This window comes from Streptomyces sp. MAI_2237 (genome assembly GCF_054189285.1).
The window spans coordinates 597,674-615,222 of record NZ_JAJPGQ010000005.1 but is presented as its reverse complement, the minus strand read 5'-3'; the positions used below and the strand labels follow the sequence as shown (position 1 = coordinate 615,222).

Below are 17,549 nucleotides of genomic sequence, written 5' to 3'. Positions count from 1 at the left end.
TCAGCCTCCTCTTACGGCGAGACGCTCGATCGCCGCCATTGGTACGGGTAGCCAGTCGGGTCGGTGCCGGGCCTCGTAGAGCACCTCGTACACCGCCCGGTCGGTCTCATAGGCACGCAGCAGGCCGTGCTTCTTGCGCGGGTCCCAGCCGGCCCGGTCGGCGTAGCCCGCGCAGTACGCCTCCCGGCAGCGGCGCGCCCACTCCGGGCGCCAGGGGCGGCGCTGCCGGGCCGCGTAGTCGAAGGAGCGCAGCATCCCGGCGATGTCCCGCACCGGCGACTGGGCGCCGCGCCGCTCGGCGAGGGGCCGGGACGGCTCGCCCTCGAAATCGATGACGAACCACTCCCGGCCGGCCCGCAGGACCTGACCGAGGTGCAGGTCGCCGTGGACGCGCTGGGCGGGCGGCCCGGGGTCGCAGGCGACCAGGGCGCCGAACGCGGCGCGCAGCCCGGGGACGTACGGGCGCAGCGCGGGGACGGCGTGGGCGGCGGCGTCCAGGCGCTCGGACATCGCCGCGGCCGTGCGCGCCCCCTCGTCATGGGTGCCGGTGGGAAAGGCGGCGCTCAGCGCCAGGTGCACCTCCGCCGTCGCCCGGCCCAGCTCGCGGGCCTGCGCGGCGAAGTCGTCGCCCGTGGCCAGCGCGCGCAGCGCCAGCGTCCAGCCGTCGGAGGCACTGCGCAGGAAGGGCTGCAGCACTCCCAGCGTCGCCTCGTGCGGATAGGTCGTCCGGAACCACGCCACCGGCGCCGGCACCCGCCGGCAGCCCTCGTCGGCCAGCGCGACCGGCACCTCCAGGTCGGGATTGACGCCCGGCTGGATGCGCCGGAAGACCTTGAGGATGAACTCCTCGCCGTACACCAGCGACGAGTTGGACTGCTCGGCCTCCAGGACCCGCGGAACAAGCCCGGCGGGCACCGGCATGGAGGGCGCCGCCTCGAAGAGCAGCGGACCCGACCTGCCGGGGCACCGCAGCCGCTCCAGCAGCAGCTGGGCCGACCGGGGGTCCTGCAGCGCGTCGTACACCGTCAGGCCGGCCAGCGGACCGGTCTCGGCCCTGCCGATCAAAGCCCGGCCCAGACGCGGCGAGACATGCTCCCGTACGCCGAGCAGCAGCTGGTAGCAGTCCGGTCCGGCCTGCACCAGCAGATGCAGACAGCCCGGAAACACCTCGGTCAGGGACAGCAGGTCGAGTTCGGTGACCGGCCGGTCCTTGCCCGCGAACCAGCGCTGCCTGGGCAGCCACTCGCGCAGCAGCCCGTCGAGCGAGGCCATGGGATCGGTGACGACGGCCTGTCTCGGACTCAGTGATGCGGTCTTCGGCATGGTGACGCGTCCTTTCCTCGGCGCACGTTCAAAGGCGTCGGCCGATGCGGGATGCGACTCGGGAGAGCCGGAACCAGTAGAAGCCGTGGCCTGCGAGGGTCAGCAGGTAGGGGAGTTCGCCGATGGCGGGGAAGCGCACGCCGCCGATGAGCTCCACCGGGTGCCGGCCGTCGAACTCGCGCAGATCGAGCTCGGTGGGCTGGGCGAACCGGGAGAAATTGTGCACGCACAGGACGAGATCGTCCTTGTACTCGCGCAGGAACGCCAGCACCGCCGGGTTGGAGGACTGCAGTTCGGTGAAGGTGCCCAGTCCGAACGCGGGATTCTGCTTGCGGATCTCGATCATGCGGCGGGTCCAGTGCAGCAGCGAGGAGGGCGACGACATCGACGCCTCGACGTTGGTGACCTGGTAGCCGTAGACCGGGTCCATGATCGTGGGGAGGTAGAGCCGCCCCGGGTCGCAGGACGAGAAGCCCGCGTTGCGGTCCGGTGTCCACTGCATCGGGGTGCGGACGGCGTCGCGGTCGCCGAGCCAGATGTTGTCGCCCATGCCGATCTCGTCGCCGTAGTACAGGATCGGCGAGCCGGGCAGGGACAGCAGCAGGGCGGTGAACAGCTCGATCTGGTTGCGGTCGTTGTCGAGGAGGGGGGCCAGCCGCCGGCGGATGCCGATGTTGGCGCGCATCCGCGGGTCCTTGGCGTACTCGGCCCACATGTAGTCGCGTTCCTCGTCGGTGACCATCTCCAGGGTCAGCTCGTCGTGGTTGCGCAGGAAGATGCCCCACTGGCAGCTCGACGGGATCGCGGGGGTCTTGGCAAGGATTTCCGACACGGGATAACGGGACTCACGGCGTACGGCCATGAAGATGCGTGGCATGACGGGGAAGTGGAACGCCATGTGGCACTCGTCGCCGCCGGACTGGTAGTCGCCGAAGTAGTCGACGACGTCCTCGGGCCACTGGTTGGCCTCGGCCAGCAGCACGGTGTCCGGGTAGTGGGCGTCGATGTCGCGGCGGACGCGTCTGAGAAACTCGTGAGTGGCGGGCAGGTTCTCGCAGTTGGTGCCTTCCTCGGCATAGAGGTAGGGCACGGCGTCGAGGCGGAAGCCGTCGATGCCCAGGTCTAGCCAGAACCTCAGCGCGGCCAGGATCTCCTCCTGGACGGCCGGGTTCTCGTAGTTGAGGTCCGGCTGGTGGGAGAAGAACCGGTGGAAGAAGTACTGGCCCCGCACGGGGTCGAAGGTCCAGTTGGACGCCTCGGTGTCGACGAAGATGATCCGGGCGTCTCCGTACTGCTTGTCGTCGTCGGCCCACATGTAGTAGTCACCGTAGGGGCCGTCGGGATTGTTGCGGGACTCCTGGAACCACGGGTGCTGGTCGCTGGTGTGGTTCATGACGAAGTCGATGATGACCCGCATGCCGCGCTGGTGGGCGGCGTCGACGAACTCGACGAAGTCGGCGAGGTCGCCGAACTCCGGCAGGACGGCCGTGTAGTCCGAGACGTCGTATCCGCCGTCACGCAGCGGTGACTGGAAGAAGGGCGGCAGCCACAGACAGTCGACGCCCAGCCATTGCAGGTAGTCGAGTTTGGCGGTGAGGCCCTTGAGGTCGCCGACGCCGTCGCCGTCGCTGTCCTGGAAGGAGCGGACGAGGACCTCGTAGAAGACCGCGCGCTTGAACCACTCCGGGTCCCTGTCCTTGGCGGGGGTGTCCTCGAAAGTGTCCTGGACGGGCTGGTTGACAGTCATGAGGCTCTGGCCCTCCGATAGGTGACTACGCCGACGACCTCTGGATGTGGAGCACGTGGGCCGGGGTCCGCCCGGGCTCGAGCCGCACATAGTTGTCCCTGCCCCAGTGATAGGTCTCACCCGTCAGTTCGTCGCGTGCGGACATGAACGTGTGCCACTCCAGGCCGAGTTGCGGCATGTCCAACGAGACCGTGGCCTCCTGGGTGTGGTGGGGGTCCAGATTGGCGACAACGAGGATCGTGTCCTGGCCCGCGGTCTTGCTGTAAGCGATGACCGCGTCGTTGTCGGTGCTGTGGAAGCGTAGATTGCGCAGGCGCTGCAGAGCCGGATGACGCCGCCGGATGGTGTTGAGTTTTGTGATCAGGGGGGTGATGGTGCGGCCCTGGCGTTCGGCGGCTTCCCAGTCGCGGGGTTTGAGCTGGTACTTCTCCGAGTCGAGGTACTCCTCGCTGCCCTCGCGCAGCGGGACGTTCTCGCACAGTTCGTAGCCGGAGTACACCCCCCAGGTCGGCGAGAGGGTGGCGGCCAGGACGGCGCGGACCTCGAAGGCGGGCCGGCCGCCGCGCTGGAGGTACTCGTGCAGGATGTCGGGGGTGTTCACGAAGAAGTTCGGCCGCATATAGGCGGCCGTCTCCTTGGACAGCTCGGTGAGGTAGTCGGTCAGCTCCTGCTTGGAGGTGCGCCAGGTGAAATACGTGTACGACTGCTGGAAGCCGACCTGGGCCAGGGTGCGCATCATCGCCGGCCGCGTGAACGCCTCGGCCAGGAAGATCACGTCCGGGTCGGCGGCGTTGATCTCGGCGATCACCCGCTGCCAGAACACCACCGGCTTGGTGTGCGGGTTGTCGACCCGGAAGATCCGCACCCCGGCCGCCATCCACACCCGCAGCACCCGCAGCGTCTCGGCGACCAGACCGTCCATGTCGGCGTCGAAGGCGATGGGGTAGATGTCCTGGTACTTCTTCGGCGGGTTCTCGGCGTAGGCGATGGTGCCGTCGCTGCGGTGATGGAACCACTCCGGGTGCTTGTGCACCCACGGATGATCCGGAGAGCACTGCAGGGCGAAGTCCAGGGCGATCTCCAGCCCCTGGGCCCGGGGCCTGCTCCACGAACCAGGTGAAGTCCTCCATCGTGCCCAGCCGCGGATGCACACTGTCGTGCCCGCCCTCCGGCGAACCGATCGCCCACGGCACCCCCACATCCGCCGGCCCCGGCGTCAGGGTGTTGTTGCGGCCCTTGCGGAACGTGGTGCCGATCGGATGGATCGGCGGCAGATACACCACGTCGAAACCCATCGCCGCGATCGCCGGCAACCGCCGCGCCGCAGTGCGGAAACTGCCGTGCGGCTCCTCCGCGGTGCCCTCCGAACGCGGAAAGAACTCGTACCAGGCGCCGTACAGCGCCCGCTCCCGCTCCACCAGCAACGGCAACGTCTCCGAAGCCGTCACCAGCTCCCGCAACGGATGCGCCGCCAGCACCGCGTCCACCTCCGGCGTCAACGCCGCCGCCAGACGCGTGGCGACGGGCAGCGTGTCGTCGCGCATCACTTCCGCCGCCGCCAGCACGGCCGCGCGCCCGGCTCCCGCGGGCACTCCGGCGGCCACCCGCTGCATGAGGTCGGCGCCCTCCTCCAGGACCAGGCCGACGTCGATGCCGGCCGGGACCTTGATGCGGGCGTGGTGGCGCCAGGTGGCGACCGGGTCGCTCCAGGCCTCGACGCGGTAGGTCCACCGGCCCTCGGAGATGGGCGTGACCTCCGCGCCCCACAGGTCGGTCCCGGGGGCCAGTTCGCGCATCGGCGTCCACGGGCCGTGCGTGCCCTCCGGATCGGTCAGGACGACGTTGGCCGCGACCGCGTCGTGGCCCTCACGGAAGACGGTCGCGGTGACCTCGAAGGTCTCACCCGCGACCGCCTTCGCCGGACGTCTTCCGCACTCCACGACCGGGCGGACATCACGCACCGGGATTCGGCCGATGGCCGGGATCGAACTCATGGGTCTCGCCTCCGCCGTGCTCAGGACCGGGCCGTTCGCCCGATCTGGGATTTCCAGCCGCGCCGGAAGGACCTGCCTCCCCGCGGGTCATGCCGGTCCGCCGACGGCGGACCTCCGAACTAGGCGGTGCCTGCCCGGGGCCGCTCGTTCTGCTCCCCGAGGTAGGCGCCCAGGCTGCTGCGCAGATAGCGCTCGGCGGCGTCCGCGGCCTCGCGGGCACAGCGTTTGCCCATCAGCACGCACAGCGTGTAGCCGGAGTCCTCGAAGGTGGCCCGCACGGTGCGGTCGGTGGGGGAGGCGAGCATGACGCGCTCCCAGGCCCGGTACCGCCGCAATTGCCGGGCCACTTCGGCTTTGGCCGGTAGCAGCATGACGCCGTTCACCTTCCGGGATGTGACGAGCACGGGCAGAGAGAGGTCTTCACACATGGTGCATGTATGGCCACGCAACGTCTTGTTGGGGCTTCAACAACGCGCTCGTGTTGCACGAATGGCGTACCGCTCTCACGCTTGAGGTGACTCAGAAGCGATCAGTGCTCACGCTCCGCGTTCGGTGGCCCCGTCCCGCCCGGGACGAGGAGGAGCGGGAGCTTCGCCGGTGAGGAGCCAACGAAGATGAAGACCGCAGTGCCCTGCTACTACCACCTCGACGTGGAAGTCAGTCCGGAGCGGGTCGGACAGGTCAGGCGCATCCTGGCCGCACACCTCAGGCTCTGGGACCTGGAAACACTGGTCGAGCCGGTCTGCCGCGGCGCCGAGCTGCTGCTGAAGGCCATCGACGAACACGCCACGGACAAGAACACGTCGATCGAGTTGTGGTGGAACGGTCAGCACCTGATCACCGCCATCGGGGAGAACGACTGCGAACTGCGCCCGGACCAGGACCTGCGGGCCTGCCTGGAGCACATCGCCGTCATGAGCGACGGCTGGGGGTGCTGTGCCACCGACACCGGCTGCAAGGTCATCTGGTTCTCGCAGCGCGCCCGCGCCGGCGAACGTGTGCCGCTGGTCCCCGTGGCCCCCGCGCCCAGCCTGCGCGAGGTGCTGCAAGTGCCCCGCGAGGTGCCGGTCGCGGCTCTCGCGAGCGAGTCGGGCGGCGTTCTGGAGGCCGCCCGGTGACCGCGAAGCGCCGCCGCAAGGCAGGGGTGCCCGTGTGGAGCGGGCACCCCTACCCGTTGGGAGCGTCCTTCGACGGCGAGGGCACCAACTTCGCCCTCTTCAGCGAGGTCGCCGAACACGTCGAACTGGTGCTGGTCGAGGAGGACGGCGCCGAGCGCCGCGTCCCGATGGCCGAGGTCGACGGCTTCGTCTGGCACTGCTACCTGCCGAAGGCCGGCCCCGGCCAGCGCTACGGCTACCGGGTGCACGGGCCGTGGCAGCCCGAGCTGGGCCACCGGTGCAATCCGGCGAAGCTGCTCCTCGACCCGTACACCCGGGCCGTGGACGGCCAGGTCGACAACCACGCCTCGCTCTTCGAACGGGCGTCGCACGGCCGCTCCCGGGCCGACAGCGCCGGCCACACCATGCTCGGCGTGGTCACGGACGCGGCCTTCGACTGGGGCGACGACCGGCCGCCGCAGCATTCGTACGCCGAGACGGTCATCTACGAGGCCCACGTCCGCGGACTGACCCGCACCCACCCCGACGTCCCCGCCGAACTGCGCGGCACCTACGCCGGTCTCGCCCACCCCGCGGTCACCGAGCACCTGGCCGCGCTGGGCGTGACGGCCGTCGAACTGATGCCGGTGCACCAGTTCGTGCAGGACGGCGTGCTGCAGGACCGCGGCCTGTCCAACTACTGGGGCTACAACACGATCGGCTTCTTCGCCCCGCACAACGCCTATGCCGCCCACGGCACCCGCGGCCAGCAGGTCACCGAGTTCAAGGCGATGGTCAAGGCGCTGCACGCGGCCGGCCTCGAAGTGATCCTCGACGTCGTCTACAACCACACCGCCGAGGGCAACGAGAAGGGCCCCACCCTGTCCTTCCGCGGCATCGACAACGCCTCCTACTACCGTCTGGTGGACGGCGACTGGCGGCACTACTACGACACCACCGGCACAGGCAACAGCCTGCTGATGCGGCACCCGTACGTGCTGCAGCTGATCATGGACTCGCTGCGGTACTGGGTGACCGAGATGCACGTCGACGGCTTCCGCTTCGACCTCGCGGCCACCCTGGCACGGCAGTTCCACGAGGTGGACCGGCTGTCGGCGTTCTTCGACCTGATCCAGCAGGACCCGGTCATCAGCCGGGTGAAACTCATCGCGGAACCGTGGGACGTGGGCGAGGGCGGCTACCAGGTGGGCAACTTCCCACCGCTGTGGTCGGAGTGGAACGGCAAGTACCGTGACGCCGTACGGGACTTCTGGCGCGCGGAGGAACACACGCTCGGCGAGTTCGCCCTGCGCCTGACCGGCTCCTCCGACCTCTACCAGCACAATCGGCGCCGCCCGCGCGCCAGCGTCAACTTCGTCACCGCGCACGACGGATTCACCCTGCGCGACCTGGTGTCGTACAACGACAAGCACAACGAGGCCAACGGCGAGGGCAACCGGGACGGCGAGAGCGACAACCGGTCCTGGAACTGCGGCGCCGAGGGCGACACGGACGTGCCCGGCGTGCTGGAACTGCGCGCCCGCCAGCAGCGCAACTTCCTCGCCACACTGTTGCTTTCGCAGGGCATTCCGATGCTCTGCCACGGCGACGAACTCGGCCGCACCCAGCACGGCAACAACAACGCCTACTGCCAGGACAACGAGGTCTCCTGGATCGACTGGCGGCTGACCGGCGACCAACGCGAACTGGTCGACTTCACCCGGTACGTCATCGGGCTGCGCGCCGCCCACCCGGTGCTGCGCCGGCGGCGCTTCTTCCGCGGCGAGACCGCGACCCACGCCGGCCAGCCGCTCCCGGACCTGGTGTGGCTGGCGCCGGACGCGCGGGAGATGACGGAGGAGGACTGGCGGCGAGGCGACGCGCACTCCGTCGCGGTGTTCCTCAACGGCGACGCCATCGTCGAACCCGACCCGTGCGGCCGCCCGGTCGTCGACGACTCCTTCCTGCTGCTGTTCAACAGCTACTGGGAGCCGGTGGAGTTCGTGCTGCCTGACGTTTCCTACGGCGAACGGTGGACGACAGTCCTCGACACCGCGATCCCGCAGGGGCCCCCGGACGAGGCCGAGCACAAGGCGGGCGCGCAGACGACCGTCGAGGCGCGCAGCCTGGTCCTGCTGACCCGGCCCTCGCGCACCGCCCGCTGAGGCTCAGCGCTCCTTGCGCGAGGTCACCGTGAACTGCGCGCCGTCCGTGTCGCGCAGCACGGCCTCGTCGCCGCCCTTGGACAGGACGCTGCCACCGTGCCGCTCCGCGGCCCGCACACAGGCCGTCACGTCCTCGACCGCGAAGTGGATCTGCCAGTGCGGCCGAATGGTGGGGTCGGGGGCCGCCCCCAGCGCACCCGACTCGATGCGGGCCACGATCGCGCCCTGGCTGCGCAGCACCACCTCGCCGCCCTCGTAGCGGACCTCGCAGCAGCCGGGGCGCTCGGTCGCCCAGTCCAGGACCTCGCCGTAGAAGATGGCGGCGTCGAAGGCGTCGCGGGTGTGCAGCCGGATGAAGGCCGGGGCGGCCGCGCGCCACTTCTCCCAGTCGGAGAACAGCTCGCCCTCCCAGATCCCGAAGGTCGCGCCGTCCCGGTCGGCGAGCAGCGCCGCCCGGCCGGGCGGGAAGGAGAGCGGTCCGACGGCCGCCGTGCCCCCGCGCTCCTGGGCACGGGCCGCGGCCTCGTCGGCGCTCGGCACGGCGAAGTAGGGGGTCCATGCCACGGCCATCTGCCACATGGAGGCAACGGCTCCGATTCCCGCCACCGGGGTGTCGCCCACCATGGCGATCCGGAAGCGGTCGCCGAGCTTGGCGGGGCGCAGCCGCCAGCCCAGAACGGCGCGGTAGAAGTCCTCGGTGACGTCGAGATCACGGCTGGTCAGGCTCACCCAGCAGGGTGCGCCGAACACGGAGTGCGAGGAGACCACCTCGGTGGTGGCGGGGCGTGTCGTGTCGTCGTTCATGGCAGTCGCGTCCTGGTCTCGTCGACGGGCCGTCACCGGTCTGCCACCAGTGTCCGGCCGGAATCGCCCCGTGCGCCTGCCGAGTACCCCCGCCAGGGCTGCGAAACGGCTGACGAGCCCGGTGGCGCGGGCCTGCGGGAGTGGCGACCATGGAGGTGACCGGCAGCGTTGTGAACAGGCGCCTGGGAGGTGGCGATGCCCACGAACGGGGGCTCGGACCGGATCTTCGAACTGCAGGAGGAAGTGCAGCAGCTCAAGGAGGCGGTCGCTTCGCACGCCGTCGTCGATCAGGCGATCGGCATGGTCGTCGCGCTCGGCCGCGTGGGACCCGACGAGGGCTGGCAGGTGCTGAAAGAGGTCTCCCAGCACACGAACATCAAGCTGCGGAACGTGGCGGAGCTCATCCTCATCTGGGGCCGCAGCGGGGTCATGCCCGAGGAGATACGGGCGGAGCTGGAAGACGCGCTGGACCGCTTCGGCCCCACGCAGATCCCGGGGGAGCCACCGGAGAAGTGACCGCTTCGGTCCGCGCGGGGCCGCCGGGCACGGCGCTCAGCCGGTCTTGGCGAGGAGTTCCTCCCGCAACTGGGCGAAGCATCCGCTGAGCAGCCGGGACACGTGCATCTGCGAGATGCCGAGGTGCTGGGCGATGTGGCTCTGCGTCATGCCGCGGAAGAACCGCAGATAGAGGATGGTGCGCTCACGCTCGGGCAGTGCCTGCAGGCAGGGCGCGACCGCCACGCGGTCGACGACGACGTCGTACGCCGGATCGGGGCCGCCGATCGCGTCCGCGAGGGCGTACCCGTCGGTGCCGGGCATCTCGGCGTCGAGGGAGAGGGCGGAGAAGCACTCCAGGGCCTCCATGCCGATGCGCACCTCGTCCTGGCTCAGCCGCGTGTGCAGGGCGATCTCGGCGACGGTCGGCGGCCGGCCTGAGATGGTCTGGGACAGCTCCTTCGTGGCCTGCCGGACCCGGTTGCGCAGGTCCTGGACCCGGCGGGGCACGTGCAGCGTCCACATGTGGTCGCGGAAGTGCCGCTTGATCTCGCCGGTGACGGTCGGCACCGCGTACGCCTCGAAGGCGTGCCCGCGGGCCGGGTCAAAGTGGTCGACGGCCTTGACCAGACCGAGGGCCGCGACCTGATAGAGGTCCTCGAGGGTCTCGCCGCGCCCCTTGAAGCGGACGGCGATCCGCTCGGCCATGGGCAGCCAGACCCGGACCAGCTCGTCCCGCAGCGCCTTGCGCTCGGGGCCGTCGGGGAGCTCTGCCAGCCGTCGGAAGGACGCGGCCGTGTCGGGGGCGTCGTCGTGCGGGTGGGGCTTGTTTCTACCGGTGGTGACGCGCATCGCGCGCACCTCCCTCGGGCGGTGCCGGGTGGACAGACACCATGGGAGGAACGGAGGCGGACCAGCGAAGACATCCGGGACCCGGCCGGCTCCCACGGACGTGCCTCCTGTCCGAAGCACTCAGTGCACATGCCCGGAGTGGGCACATCCGAAACAAAAAGGGCATTCCGTCCACGTGTGGTGCGACGTGGCGCGGGTCGCCGTGGGGCTTGACCGTCCCTTGGGTTCATTACCTCTGCTACAGAGGTAAAAGTGGGAACGTGGACTCGGAAACCTTCCCGGACGAACTGGTCGACGCCCTCGTCGGCCTCCAGCGGCTCCTCAGGCGCAGGCTGCGCCGGCAGATCGCCCCGCAGGTGCGCGGCGCCGAGGCCGAACTGCTGCGCCTGGTCGTGTCCCGGCCCGGCATCGGCATCTCGGACGCCGCCAAGGACCTCCGCCTGGCGGGCAATTCGGTGTCCACACTGGTCAACCAGCTGTCCCGGCAGGGCTACCTGGTCCGCGAGACCGACCCCGCCGACCGGCGGGCCGCCCGGCTCCTGCCGACCCCCACCGCCGAGGCGCGGATTGCCGAATGGCGCAAACGGCGCGGAGAACTCGTCCGTGACGGACTGTCCGGACTGGACGAGGCGGACCGGGAGGCGCTGCGCGCCGCCGTCCCCGCGCTGCGCAAGCTCGCCGGGAACCTGCACGAGGAGGCGGAGGAGTCATGACGAACGACGCGGGCGCACCCCAGGCGGGGGTGGACGCCGCAGGCGGCGCGGGCAGCGCACCGGCCGACGCCGTCACCTGCACCGGACTCGCCTACGAGTTCGGCGAGACCCGCGCGGTCGACGGCCTCGACCTGTCGGTCGCGAAGGGCGAGGTCTTCGGACTGCTCGGCCCCAACGGAGCGGGCAAGACCACCGCGATCCGCTGCATCACCACCCTGCTTCCGGTCCCCGCCGACATGGTCCGGGTCTTCGGCCACGACGCCGCCAAGGAACGCATGGCCGTACGCCGCCTGCTCGGCTACGTGCCCCAGCAGCTCTCCGCCGACGCCGGTCTCACCGGACGCGAGAACGTCGCCCTGTTCGCCCGCGTCTTCGACGTCTCCCGCCGTGAACGCGGCGAGCGGGTCGCGCAGGGCCCTGGCCGCCGTCGACCTCACCGACGCCGCCGACCGGCTCGCCGGCACCTACTCCGGCGGCATGATCCGCCGCCTCGAACTCGCCCAGGCCCTGGTCAGCGCGCCCCGGCTGCTGATCCTCGACGAGCCCACCATCGGCCTCGACCCCATCGCCCGCACCGGCGTGTGGGAGCACGTCAACGCCGTACGGGACGCCACCGGCATGACCGTGCTGGTGACCACGCACTACATGGACGAGGCCGACCAGTACTGCGACCGCGTCGCCCTGATGCACCGCGGCCGCATCCGGGCCCTCGGCACCCCGGACGAACTGCGCCAGGGCCTCGCCGAACGCCGGGGGACCGAGACCCTGCCCACCCTGGAGGACGTCTTCCGCGACGTCGCCGGCAGCGGCCTCGACGACACGTCAGGAGATTTTCGAGATGTCCGAAGCACCCGCCGCACCGCCCACCGCGTCGGCTGACCGCGCCGACGGCATCGACCTGCTGCTGCGCCCGCCCCAGCCCCGTGCCGGCTGGCGTGTGCTGCCCGCCCGCGTGGCGGCGATGTGCGCCGTCGAACTGCAGAAACTGCGCCACGACCGCACCGAGCTCTACACCCGCGCCGTGCAGCCGGCCCTGTGGCTGCTGATCTTCGGCCAGACCTTCACCCGGATCAAGGCGATCCCGACCGGCGGCATCCCCTACGTCGACTACCTCGCACCCGGCATCATCGCCCAGTCCGCGATGTTCATCGCCATCTTCTACGGCATCCAGATCATCTGGGAGCGCGACGCCGGCATCCTCAACAAGCTCCTGGTGACGCCCACTCCACGCTCGGCGCTGATCACCGGCAAGGCCTTCGCCGCGGGCGTGAAGTCGCTGATCCAGGCCGTCGTCGTCATCGTGATCGCCGCCCTTCTCGGCGTGGCGCTGACGTGGAACCCGCTCAAACTCCTCGGCGTGGCGGCCATCGTCGTCCTCGCGTCCGCCTTCTTCTCCTGCCTGTCCATGACCATCGCAGGCGTGGTCCTCAGCCGCGACCGGCTCATGGGCATCGGACAGGCCATCACCATGCCGCTGTTCTTCGGCTCCAACGCCCTGTACCCGGTGTCCGTCATGCCCGCCTGGCTCCAGGCGATCAGCACGTTCAACCCGCTGAGCTACCAAGTGGACGCCCTGCGCGGCCTCCTCCTCGGCACCCACGCGCACGTCGCCCTCGACCTCGCGGTGCTCCTCGTGTCCGCCGCGCTGGGCATCACCGCCGCCTCCTCACTGCTCGGTCGCCTCGCCCGCTGATCACACCGTTCGGAACGTGATGTGCGGCACGCCCCCTCGCAGGAGTGCGTGGCACATTTCGCCGATTGTTCCTGCGCACGGCTTGATCAGTGATCAAAGGGGATGAATTCGCTGGCCACAGCGCATTCTGCTCATTTGACAGTGCGCTGAGCACACAGATAGGAAGCAGCTCTCTGAGGTCGAAGAGGTGGATTGTGTACGAGCCGAACGTGGTCGGGGACTGGCAGGAGTACGACGAGCATGCCGGTCTGCGTGTCCGCGTCCACCGTCTGGAAGCCGCCGAGCCGCCGCGCGGCCGGGACGACGCGGCCGCCGGCCTCACCTACTTCTGCGTCCGCGTGACCGTTGAGAACCGCGGCGAGCGGCCCTCGACCATCCACCTCGAGGACGGTCAGATCGACGTGCGGACCGGCCCTGACGGCGAGGCCGCGTTCATCGACTGGCGCAACTCGCAGTTCATCGAGGGCTTCGACGTCTATCCGCTGCGCCGGGCCACCGCCGTGCTGTTCGCGGCCGGCCCGGAGGCCTCGTTGAGCCAGGTCGACGTGCAGATCCAGCTGCGTGTCGACGAGGAGTGGGCCGACCGCCGGCTGTGGGCCGGCGGTATCGGACTGCACGAGGAGACGGTGGGCGCCCACGCGGTCTCCGCGCGGGACGTCCTGGCCCACCAGGTCAGCACCTTCCTGCGCGAACAGGCGGAGGAAGGCACCGCCTGATCCGCGCCCGCGTCAGTGCGGGATGCCGTCGATGATCTCGCGGGCACCCTGACGCAGCAGCGCCACGGCGACCGACGTGCCCAGCGTGGCCGGATCGAGCCGGCCGGCCCATTCGTGGGCGTTCAGCCGCGTCTTGCCGTCGGGCGTGAACACGCAGGCCCGCAGGGACAGTTCGCCGCCGTGTTCCACGCGCGCGTATCCGGCGATGGGGCTGTTGCAGTGCCCCTGCAGCACATGCAGGAACATGCGCTCCGCCGTCGCCTCACGACGCGTGTCCGGGTCCCCGAGTCCGCTGACCGCGTCGATGAGATCGGTGTCGTCCTGCCGGCACTGCAGGGCCAGGATGCCCGCGCCGATCGGCGGCATCATCGTCTCCACGGAGAGAACGTCCGTGATCACGTCCTGGCGTCCGATGCGCTCGAGGCCGGACACCGCGAGCAGCAGCGCGTCCGCCTCGCCGGCCTCCAGCTTCGCCAGCCGCCGGTTGGCGTTGCCGCGGAACGGCACGCACTCCAGGTGCGGATGGCTGGCGGCGAGCTGGGCGACGCGGCGCACCGCGGAGGTGCCGATGCGCGTGCCCTCCGGCAGCTCGTCCAGCGTCAGACCGCCCGGATGGACGAGGGCGTCGCGGACGTCGTCGCGCTTGAGGAACGCGGCGAACGTCGTGCCCGCCGGTAGCGGCCGGTCGGCCGGAACGTCCTTGACGCAGTGCACCGCGAGATCGGCCTGGCCGGCCAGCAGCGCGGCGTCCACCTCCTTGGTGAACGCCCCCTTGCCCTCCACCTGGGACAGCACGCCCATCCACTTGTCGCCGGTCGTCTTCACCGGCACGACCTCGGTGCGCACACCGGGGTGCAGGGCCGCCAACTCGGCGCGGACACGCTCCACTTGGGCGAGCGCCATGGGCGAGTCGCGGGAGACGATACGGATCATTTCGGGGACGGACATGCGGACACGATAGACCCCCCGAAGGGCGCGTCCGGACGGTACCGGCCCATTCGGGCGCGCATCACACAGGCGTGGGGCCGACGCCGCAGCCGCCCGGATCGGCCACCGGCTGCCGCCGTCGCCTTGGCGCGAAGCCACCACCTGCGCAGTCCCACCCGGTCGGCGCCCGCGGCGGTGAACCCGGGTCGTGCGGGCGGGAGTCGGACGCGGCTCGCCGCCCGCACGCACACGGTTTCGTTTGTCTGCCTCTGGAATGCCCACGGTTGCCCAGGAGCCACTGCCGCCGGGTGTTCGATGAGCCGGCCATGACGGCGGGTCAGAGCAGGTCGTCCGGGAAGTTCGCCGCCGCCTCCTCGGGGGTCAGGTCCGGGCGCAGTCGCAGCCAGGAGGGCTGGCGCAGCATTCCGGCGCGGGTCCGCGTGCTGTAGCGGACCTCGCCGACCAGCCGGGGCACCACCCAGTGGGCGCCGGGCACCGAGGGGACGGGATCGAAGGGGCACACGGGGGTCCCGGCATCCCGCAGCAGCCCGGCGAGCCGGACGCGCTCGGCCTCGCTCCAGCCGGTGCCCACCCCGCCGACGTACCGCAGCCGCCCCGCCGCCCGCTGTCCCACCAGGACCGCACCGGGCAGCCCCGACAGCCGCCCCTTGCCCGCCAGCCAGCCGCCCACGACGACGTCCTCGCTGCGCATGTTGCGGATCTTGATCCATGCCCGGGAGCGCACCCCGGGTTCGTACGCCGAGTCCAGCCGCTTGCAGACCAGGCCCTCCATGCCGTGCTCGCGGGTGGCGCTCAGCGCCTGCCGTCCGTGCCCGACGAGGGCGGCGGGCACGGACCAGAAGGGCCCGTCGAGCCCCAGCTCCTCTAGAAGCCCCCGGCGCCGGACGTAGGGCAGAGCGGTGAGGTTCTCGCCGGCCAGGTGCATCACGTCGAAGAGCACCAGGTGAGCGGGCACCTTGGCGGCCTGACGTGCCGCCCGCGCGGGCGCGTGTGCGAGGCCCATCCGGGACTGCAGCAACTGGAAGTCGGCACGACCGTGTTCGTCCAGCGCCAGCACCTCCCCGTCCAGCACCGCGGCGGTGGCCCCCAGCGCCGCGCCGAGCTCCCGAAGCTCCGGATACGCGCCGGTGATCTCCTCCCCGGACCGGGCGCGCAGCCGCACACGGCCGTTCCCTTCGAGGTAGGCCACGACCCGCTGGCCGTCCTGCTTGGTCTCGTAGGCCCAGCGGGCGTCCTGCGACGCGGGCGGAAGTGTGCCCGGCGTGGCGAGCATGGGCGGGATCAGGGGGAGGGTCACGGGTGAGTTCTCGACGCTGCCGCCCGCCGTCACGCGCCCGGCCCACCGGTTTCCCCTGAACGGCGCTGCCGTCAGATGATGCCGCCGTTGGCCCGCAGCACCTGCCCGTTGACCCAGCGGCCCTCGCGGCCCACGAGGAAGGACACGACACCGGCTATGTCCTCCGGCGTCCCGAGGCGTTCCAGCGGCGGCTGTGCGGCCAGCCGGGCGACGGTCTCCTCGTCCTTGCCGTCGAGGAAGAGGTCGGTCGCCGTCGGGCCGGGTGCCACGGCGTTGACCGTGACGTCACGGCCCCGCATCTCCCGGGCGAGGATCAGCGTGAGCGCCTCGACCGCGCCCTTGCTCGCGGCGTAGGCGCCGTAGCCGGGGAAGGCGAGTCCCACGACGGAGCTGGAGAAGTTGACGAGTGCTCCGCCCGGTCGCAGCCGGCGCGCGGCCTGCTGGTCGACCACGAACGTGCCGCGGATGTTGGTGCGGTACAGGGCGTCCAGCTCGTCCAGATCGAGCTCGGAGACGGGGGACAGGGGCATCCGTCCGGCCGCGTGCACGACCGCGTCGACACCGCCGTAGGTGGCCTCCGCCAGATCGAACAGGGCGGCGACCTCGGCCTCGTCGCCGACGTCCGCGCGGGCGGCGTACGCCGTGCCACCTGCCGCCTCGACCGCCTGGACGACCTCGTCCGCGGCGTCCTTGTTGCCCGCGTACCCGACGACGACCGCGAACCCGTCGGCGGCGAGCCGCCGGGCGACCTGCCGCCCGATGCCGCGTGATCCACCGGTCACGATCGCCACCGGCCGGTCCTGCTGGGTCTGAGTGGTCATGACGTCATCCTTTGTTATCGCCGTTACGGCTTCTTCGTATCGACGATAACACGGCTGCGTAGCGTTGGTACAGGAGATTTCGTATCGACGCTACGCGTGGCGTACGGTGGTCCCATGGATGCGCGGGAGAAGATCCTGGAAGCGGCCACCGAGCTGCTGGCCGAGGCGTCGGTCGCCGACGTCTCCACACGGGCGGTGTGCGAGGCGGCGGGTGTGGGCGCGCCGATGCTCTACCGGTTGTTCGGGGACAAGGCCGGGCTGCTGGCCGCCGTCGTCGACCACGGCTTCGAGGCGTACCTCGCCTCCAAGCGGGCGGCGCGGCCCGGTGACGATCCCGTCGCCGACCTGCGCAGTGGCTGGGACAACCACATGCGCTTCGCGCTGGAGCACCCCAACCACTACCGGCTGATGTACTCACCCGAACTGACGGTCCCGCCCGCCGCTGCGCAGGAGGCGCACGCCCTGCTGCACGGGATTCTGGAACGCTGCGCCGCCGCCGGCCGGCTCACCGTCCCGCCCGCCCTCGCCACACAGATGATCATGTCCGCCAATGTCGGGGCGGCCTTGTCCCTGCTCACCAGACCGGAGCAGTACCCGGACCCGGCGTTCGCCGAGCGGCTGCGCGACGCCGTGCTCGACTCGGTCACCCGGCCGCCCTCCGACGAGTCGGCCGGCCCCGCGGGCGACGGGGACACGGGCGTGCCGGTTGCCGCGGCCACACTGGCGGCCCGGCTGCGTGCCGCGCGGTCCCCGTCCTTCACCCCGGCCGAATCGGCCCTCCTGGGCCAGTGGCTGGACAAGCTGTCCGCCGGCTGACCGGCGGGCCACTACGGGAGGGGGCGCCGTTCGCCGCGCGGCCTCGTAGCGCTCCCGCGGTGCACGGA

Annotated in this window: 15 protein-coding genes and 2 pseudogenes; 8 read left to right on the top strand and 9 right to left on the bottom strand. The window is 70.8% G+C overall.

From position 1 onward, the window contains the following. The 4 genes and pseudogenes from LN251_RS31140 to LN251_RS31125 form a co-directional block, all read right to left on the bottom strand. On the bottom strand, nucleotides 1–1,323 hold the full coding sequence (locus LN251_RS31140) for a maltokinase N-terminal cap-like domain-containing protein (protein WP_458247492.1): 1,323 nt from the start codon (nucleotides 1,321–1,323) through the stop codon (nucleotides 1–3). A gap of 28 nt (nucleotides 1,324–1,351) precedes the next feature. Beyond that, nucleotides 1,352–3,070 (bottom strand): maltose alpha-D-glucosyltransferase, encoded by a 1,719-nt coding sequence (gene treS / locus LN251_RS31135; protein WP_458247491.1) that lies wholly within the window; start codon nucleotides 3,068–3,070, stop codon nucleotides 1,352–1,354. Nucleotides 3,071–3,095: 25 nt separating this feature from the next. Further along, nucleotides 3,096–5,064, bottom strand: a pseudogene (locus LN251_RS31130) (alpha-1,4-glucan--maltose-1-phosphate maltosyltransferase). A gap of 119 nt (nucleotides 5,065–5,183) precedes the next feature. Further along, nucleotides 5,184–5,435, bottom strand: coding sequence for a DUF5133 domain-containing protein (locus LN251_RS31125; protein WP_058928620.1), 252 nt, complete (start codon nucleotides 5,433–5,435; stop codon nucleotides 5,184–5,186). 243 nt (nucleotides 5,436–5,678) lie between these two features. On the opposite strand from LN251_RS31125, the gene LN251_RS31120 reads away from it, so the two are divergent. Together LN251_RS31120 and glgX are read left to right on the top strand one after the other, a co-directional pair. Continuing rightward, nucleotides 5,679–6,182: a hypothetical protein gene (locus LN251_RS31120; RefSeq protein WP_058927355.1), complete on the top strand. Its 504-nt coding sequence runs from the start codon at nucleotides 5,679–5,681 to the stop codon at nucleotides 6,180–6,182. Further along, nucleotides 6,179–8,326 carry a glycogen debranching protein GlgX gene (gene glgX, locus LN251_RS31115; RefSeq protein ID WP_458247490.1) on the top strand — a complete coding sequence of 716 codons (2,148 nt, stop codon included), beginning with the start codon at nucleotides 6,179–6,181 and terminating at the stop codon, nucleotides 8,324–8,326. The genes LN251_RS31120 and glgX overlap by 4 nt, the downstream gene beginning before the upstream one ends. 3 nt (nucleotides 8,327–8,329) lie before the next feature. On the opposite strand, the gene LN251_RS31110 is transcribed toward glgX, so the two are convergent. Continuing rightward, on the bottom strand, nucleotides 8,330–9,130 hold the full coding sequence (locus tag LN251_RS31110; RefSeq protein ID WP_458247489.1) for a VOC family protein: 801 nt from the start codon (nucleotides 9,128–9,130) through the stop codon (nucleotides 8,330–8,332). Between the two features lie 195 nt (nucleotides 9,131–9,325). Between LN251_RS31110 and LN251_RS31105 the strand changes: the two genes are divergently transcribed. Next, nucleotides 9,326–9,646: an ANTAR domain-containing protein gene (locus tag LN251_RS31105; protein ID WP_458247488.1), complete on the top strand. Its 321-nt coding sequence runs from the start codon at nucleotides 9,326–9,328 to the stop codon at nucleotides 9,644–9,646. Between the two features lie 36 nt (nucleotides 9,647–9,682). Here LN251_RS31105 and LN251_RS31100 read toward each other — a convergent pair whose 3' ends face one another. Then, nucleotides 9,683–10,477, bottom strand: a complete 795-nt coding sequence (locus tag LN251_RS31100) for a SigB/SigF/SigG family RNA polymerase sigma factor (protein ID WP_458247487.1) — start codon at nucleotides 10,475–10,477, stop codon at nucleotides 9,683–9,685. 260 nt (nucleotides 10,478–10,737) lie between these two features. Here LN251_RS31100 and LN251_RS31095 point away from each other — a divergent pair, with 260 nt between their 5' ends. From LN251_RS31095 to LN251_RS31080, 4 genes and pseudogenes are all read left to right on the top strand, one after another. Beyond that, nucleotides 10,738–11,190: a MarR family winged helix-turn-helix transcriptional regulator gene (locus LN251_RS31095; protein ID WP_458247486.1), complete on the top strand. Its 453-nt coding sequence runs from the start codon at nucleotides 10,738–10,740 to the stop codon at nucleotides 11,188–11,190. After that, nucleotides 11,187–12,069 (top strand): annotated as a pseudogene (locus LN251_RS31090) (ATP-binding cassette domain-containing protein). The gene LN251_RS31095 and the pseudogene LN251_RS31090 overlap by 4 nt, the downstream one beginning before the upstream one ends. Next, entirely contained in the window at nucleotides 12,029–12,883 is an 855-nt protein-coding gene (locus tag LN251_RS31085) for an ABC transporter permease (RefSeq protein ID WP_458247485.1), read from the top strand. The pseudogene LN251_RS31090 and the gene LN251_RS31085 overlap by 41 nt, the downstream one beginning before the upstream one ends. Before the next feature lie 194 nt (nucleotides 12,884–13,077). Continuing rightward, complete coding sequence (locus LN251_RS31080; RefSeq protein WP_058927361.1) at nucleotides 13,078–13,599, top strand: hypothetical protein; 522 nt, start codon at nucleotides 13,078–13,080, stop codon at nucleotides 13,597–13,599. A gap of 12 nt (nucleotides 13,600–13,611) precedes the next feature. On the opposite strand, the gene hemC is transcribed toward LN251_RS31080, so the two are convergent. The 3 genes from hemC to LN251_RS31065 form a co-directional block, all read right to left on the bottom strand. Then, on the bottom strand, nucleotides 13,612–14,547 hold the full coding sequence (gene hemC / locus LN251_RS31075) for a hydroxymethylbilane synthase (protein ID WP_458247484.1): 936 nt from the start codon (nucleotides 14,545–14,547) through the stop codon (nucleotides 13,612–13,614). 316 nt (nucleotides 14,548–14,863) lie between these two features. Next, a complete protein-coding gene (ligD, locus tag LN251_RS31070) occupies nucleotides 14,864–15,844 on the bottom strand; it encodes a non-homologous end-joining DNA ligase (RefSeq protein WP_458247483.1) in 981 nt (326 codons plus the stop codon). A gap of 71 nt (nucleotides 15,845–15,915) precedes the next feature. After that, nucleotides 15,916–16,665 carry an SDR family oxidoreductase gene (locus LN251_RS31065; RefSeq protein WP_458247482.1) on the bottom strand — a complete coding sequence of 250 codons (750 nt, stop codon included), beginning with the start codon at nucleotides 16,663–16,665 and terminating at the stop codon, nucleotides 15,916–15,918. Between the two features lie 114 nt (nucleotides 16,666–16,779). Between LN251_RS31065 and LN251_RS31060 the strand changes: the two genes are divergently transcribed. Next, nucleotides 16,780–17,481 carry a TetR/AcrR family transcriptional regulator gene (locus tag LN251_RS31060; protein ID WP_458247481.1) on the top strand — a complete coding sequence of 234 codons (702 nt, stop codon included), beginning with the start codon at nucleotides 16,780–16,782 and terminating at the stop codon, nucleotides 17,479–17,481. The last annotated feature ends 68 nt before the right edge of the window (nucleotides 17,482–17,549 follow it).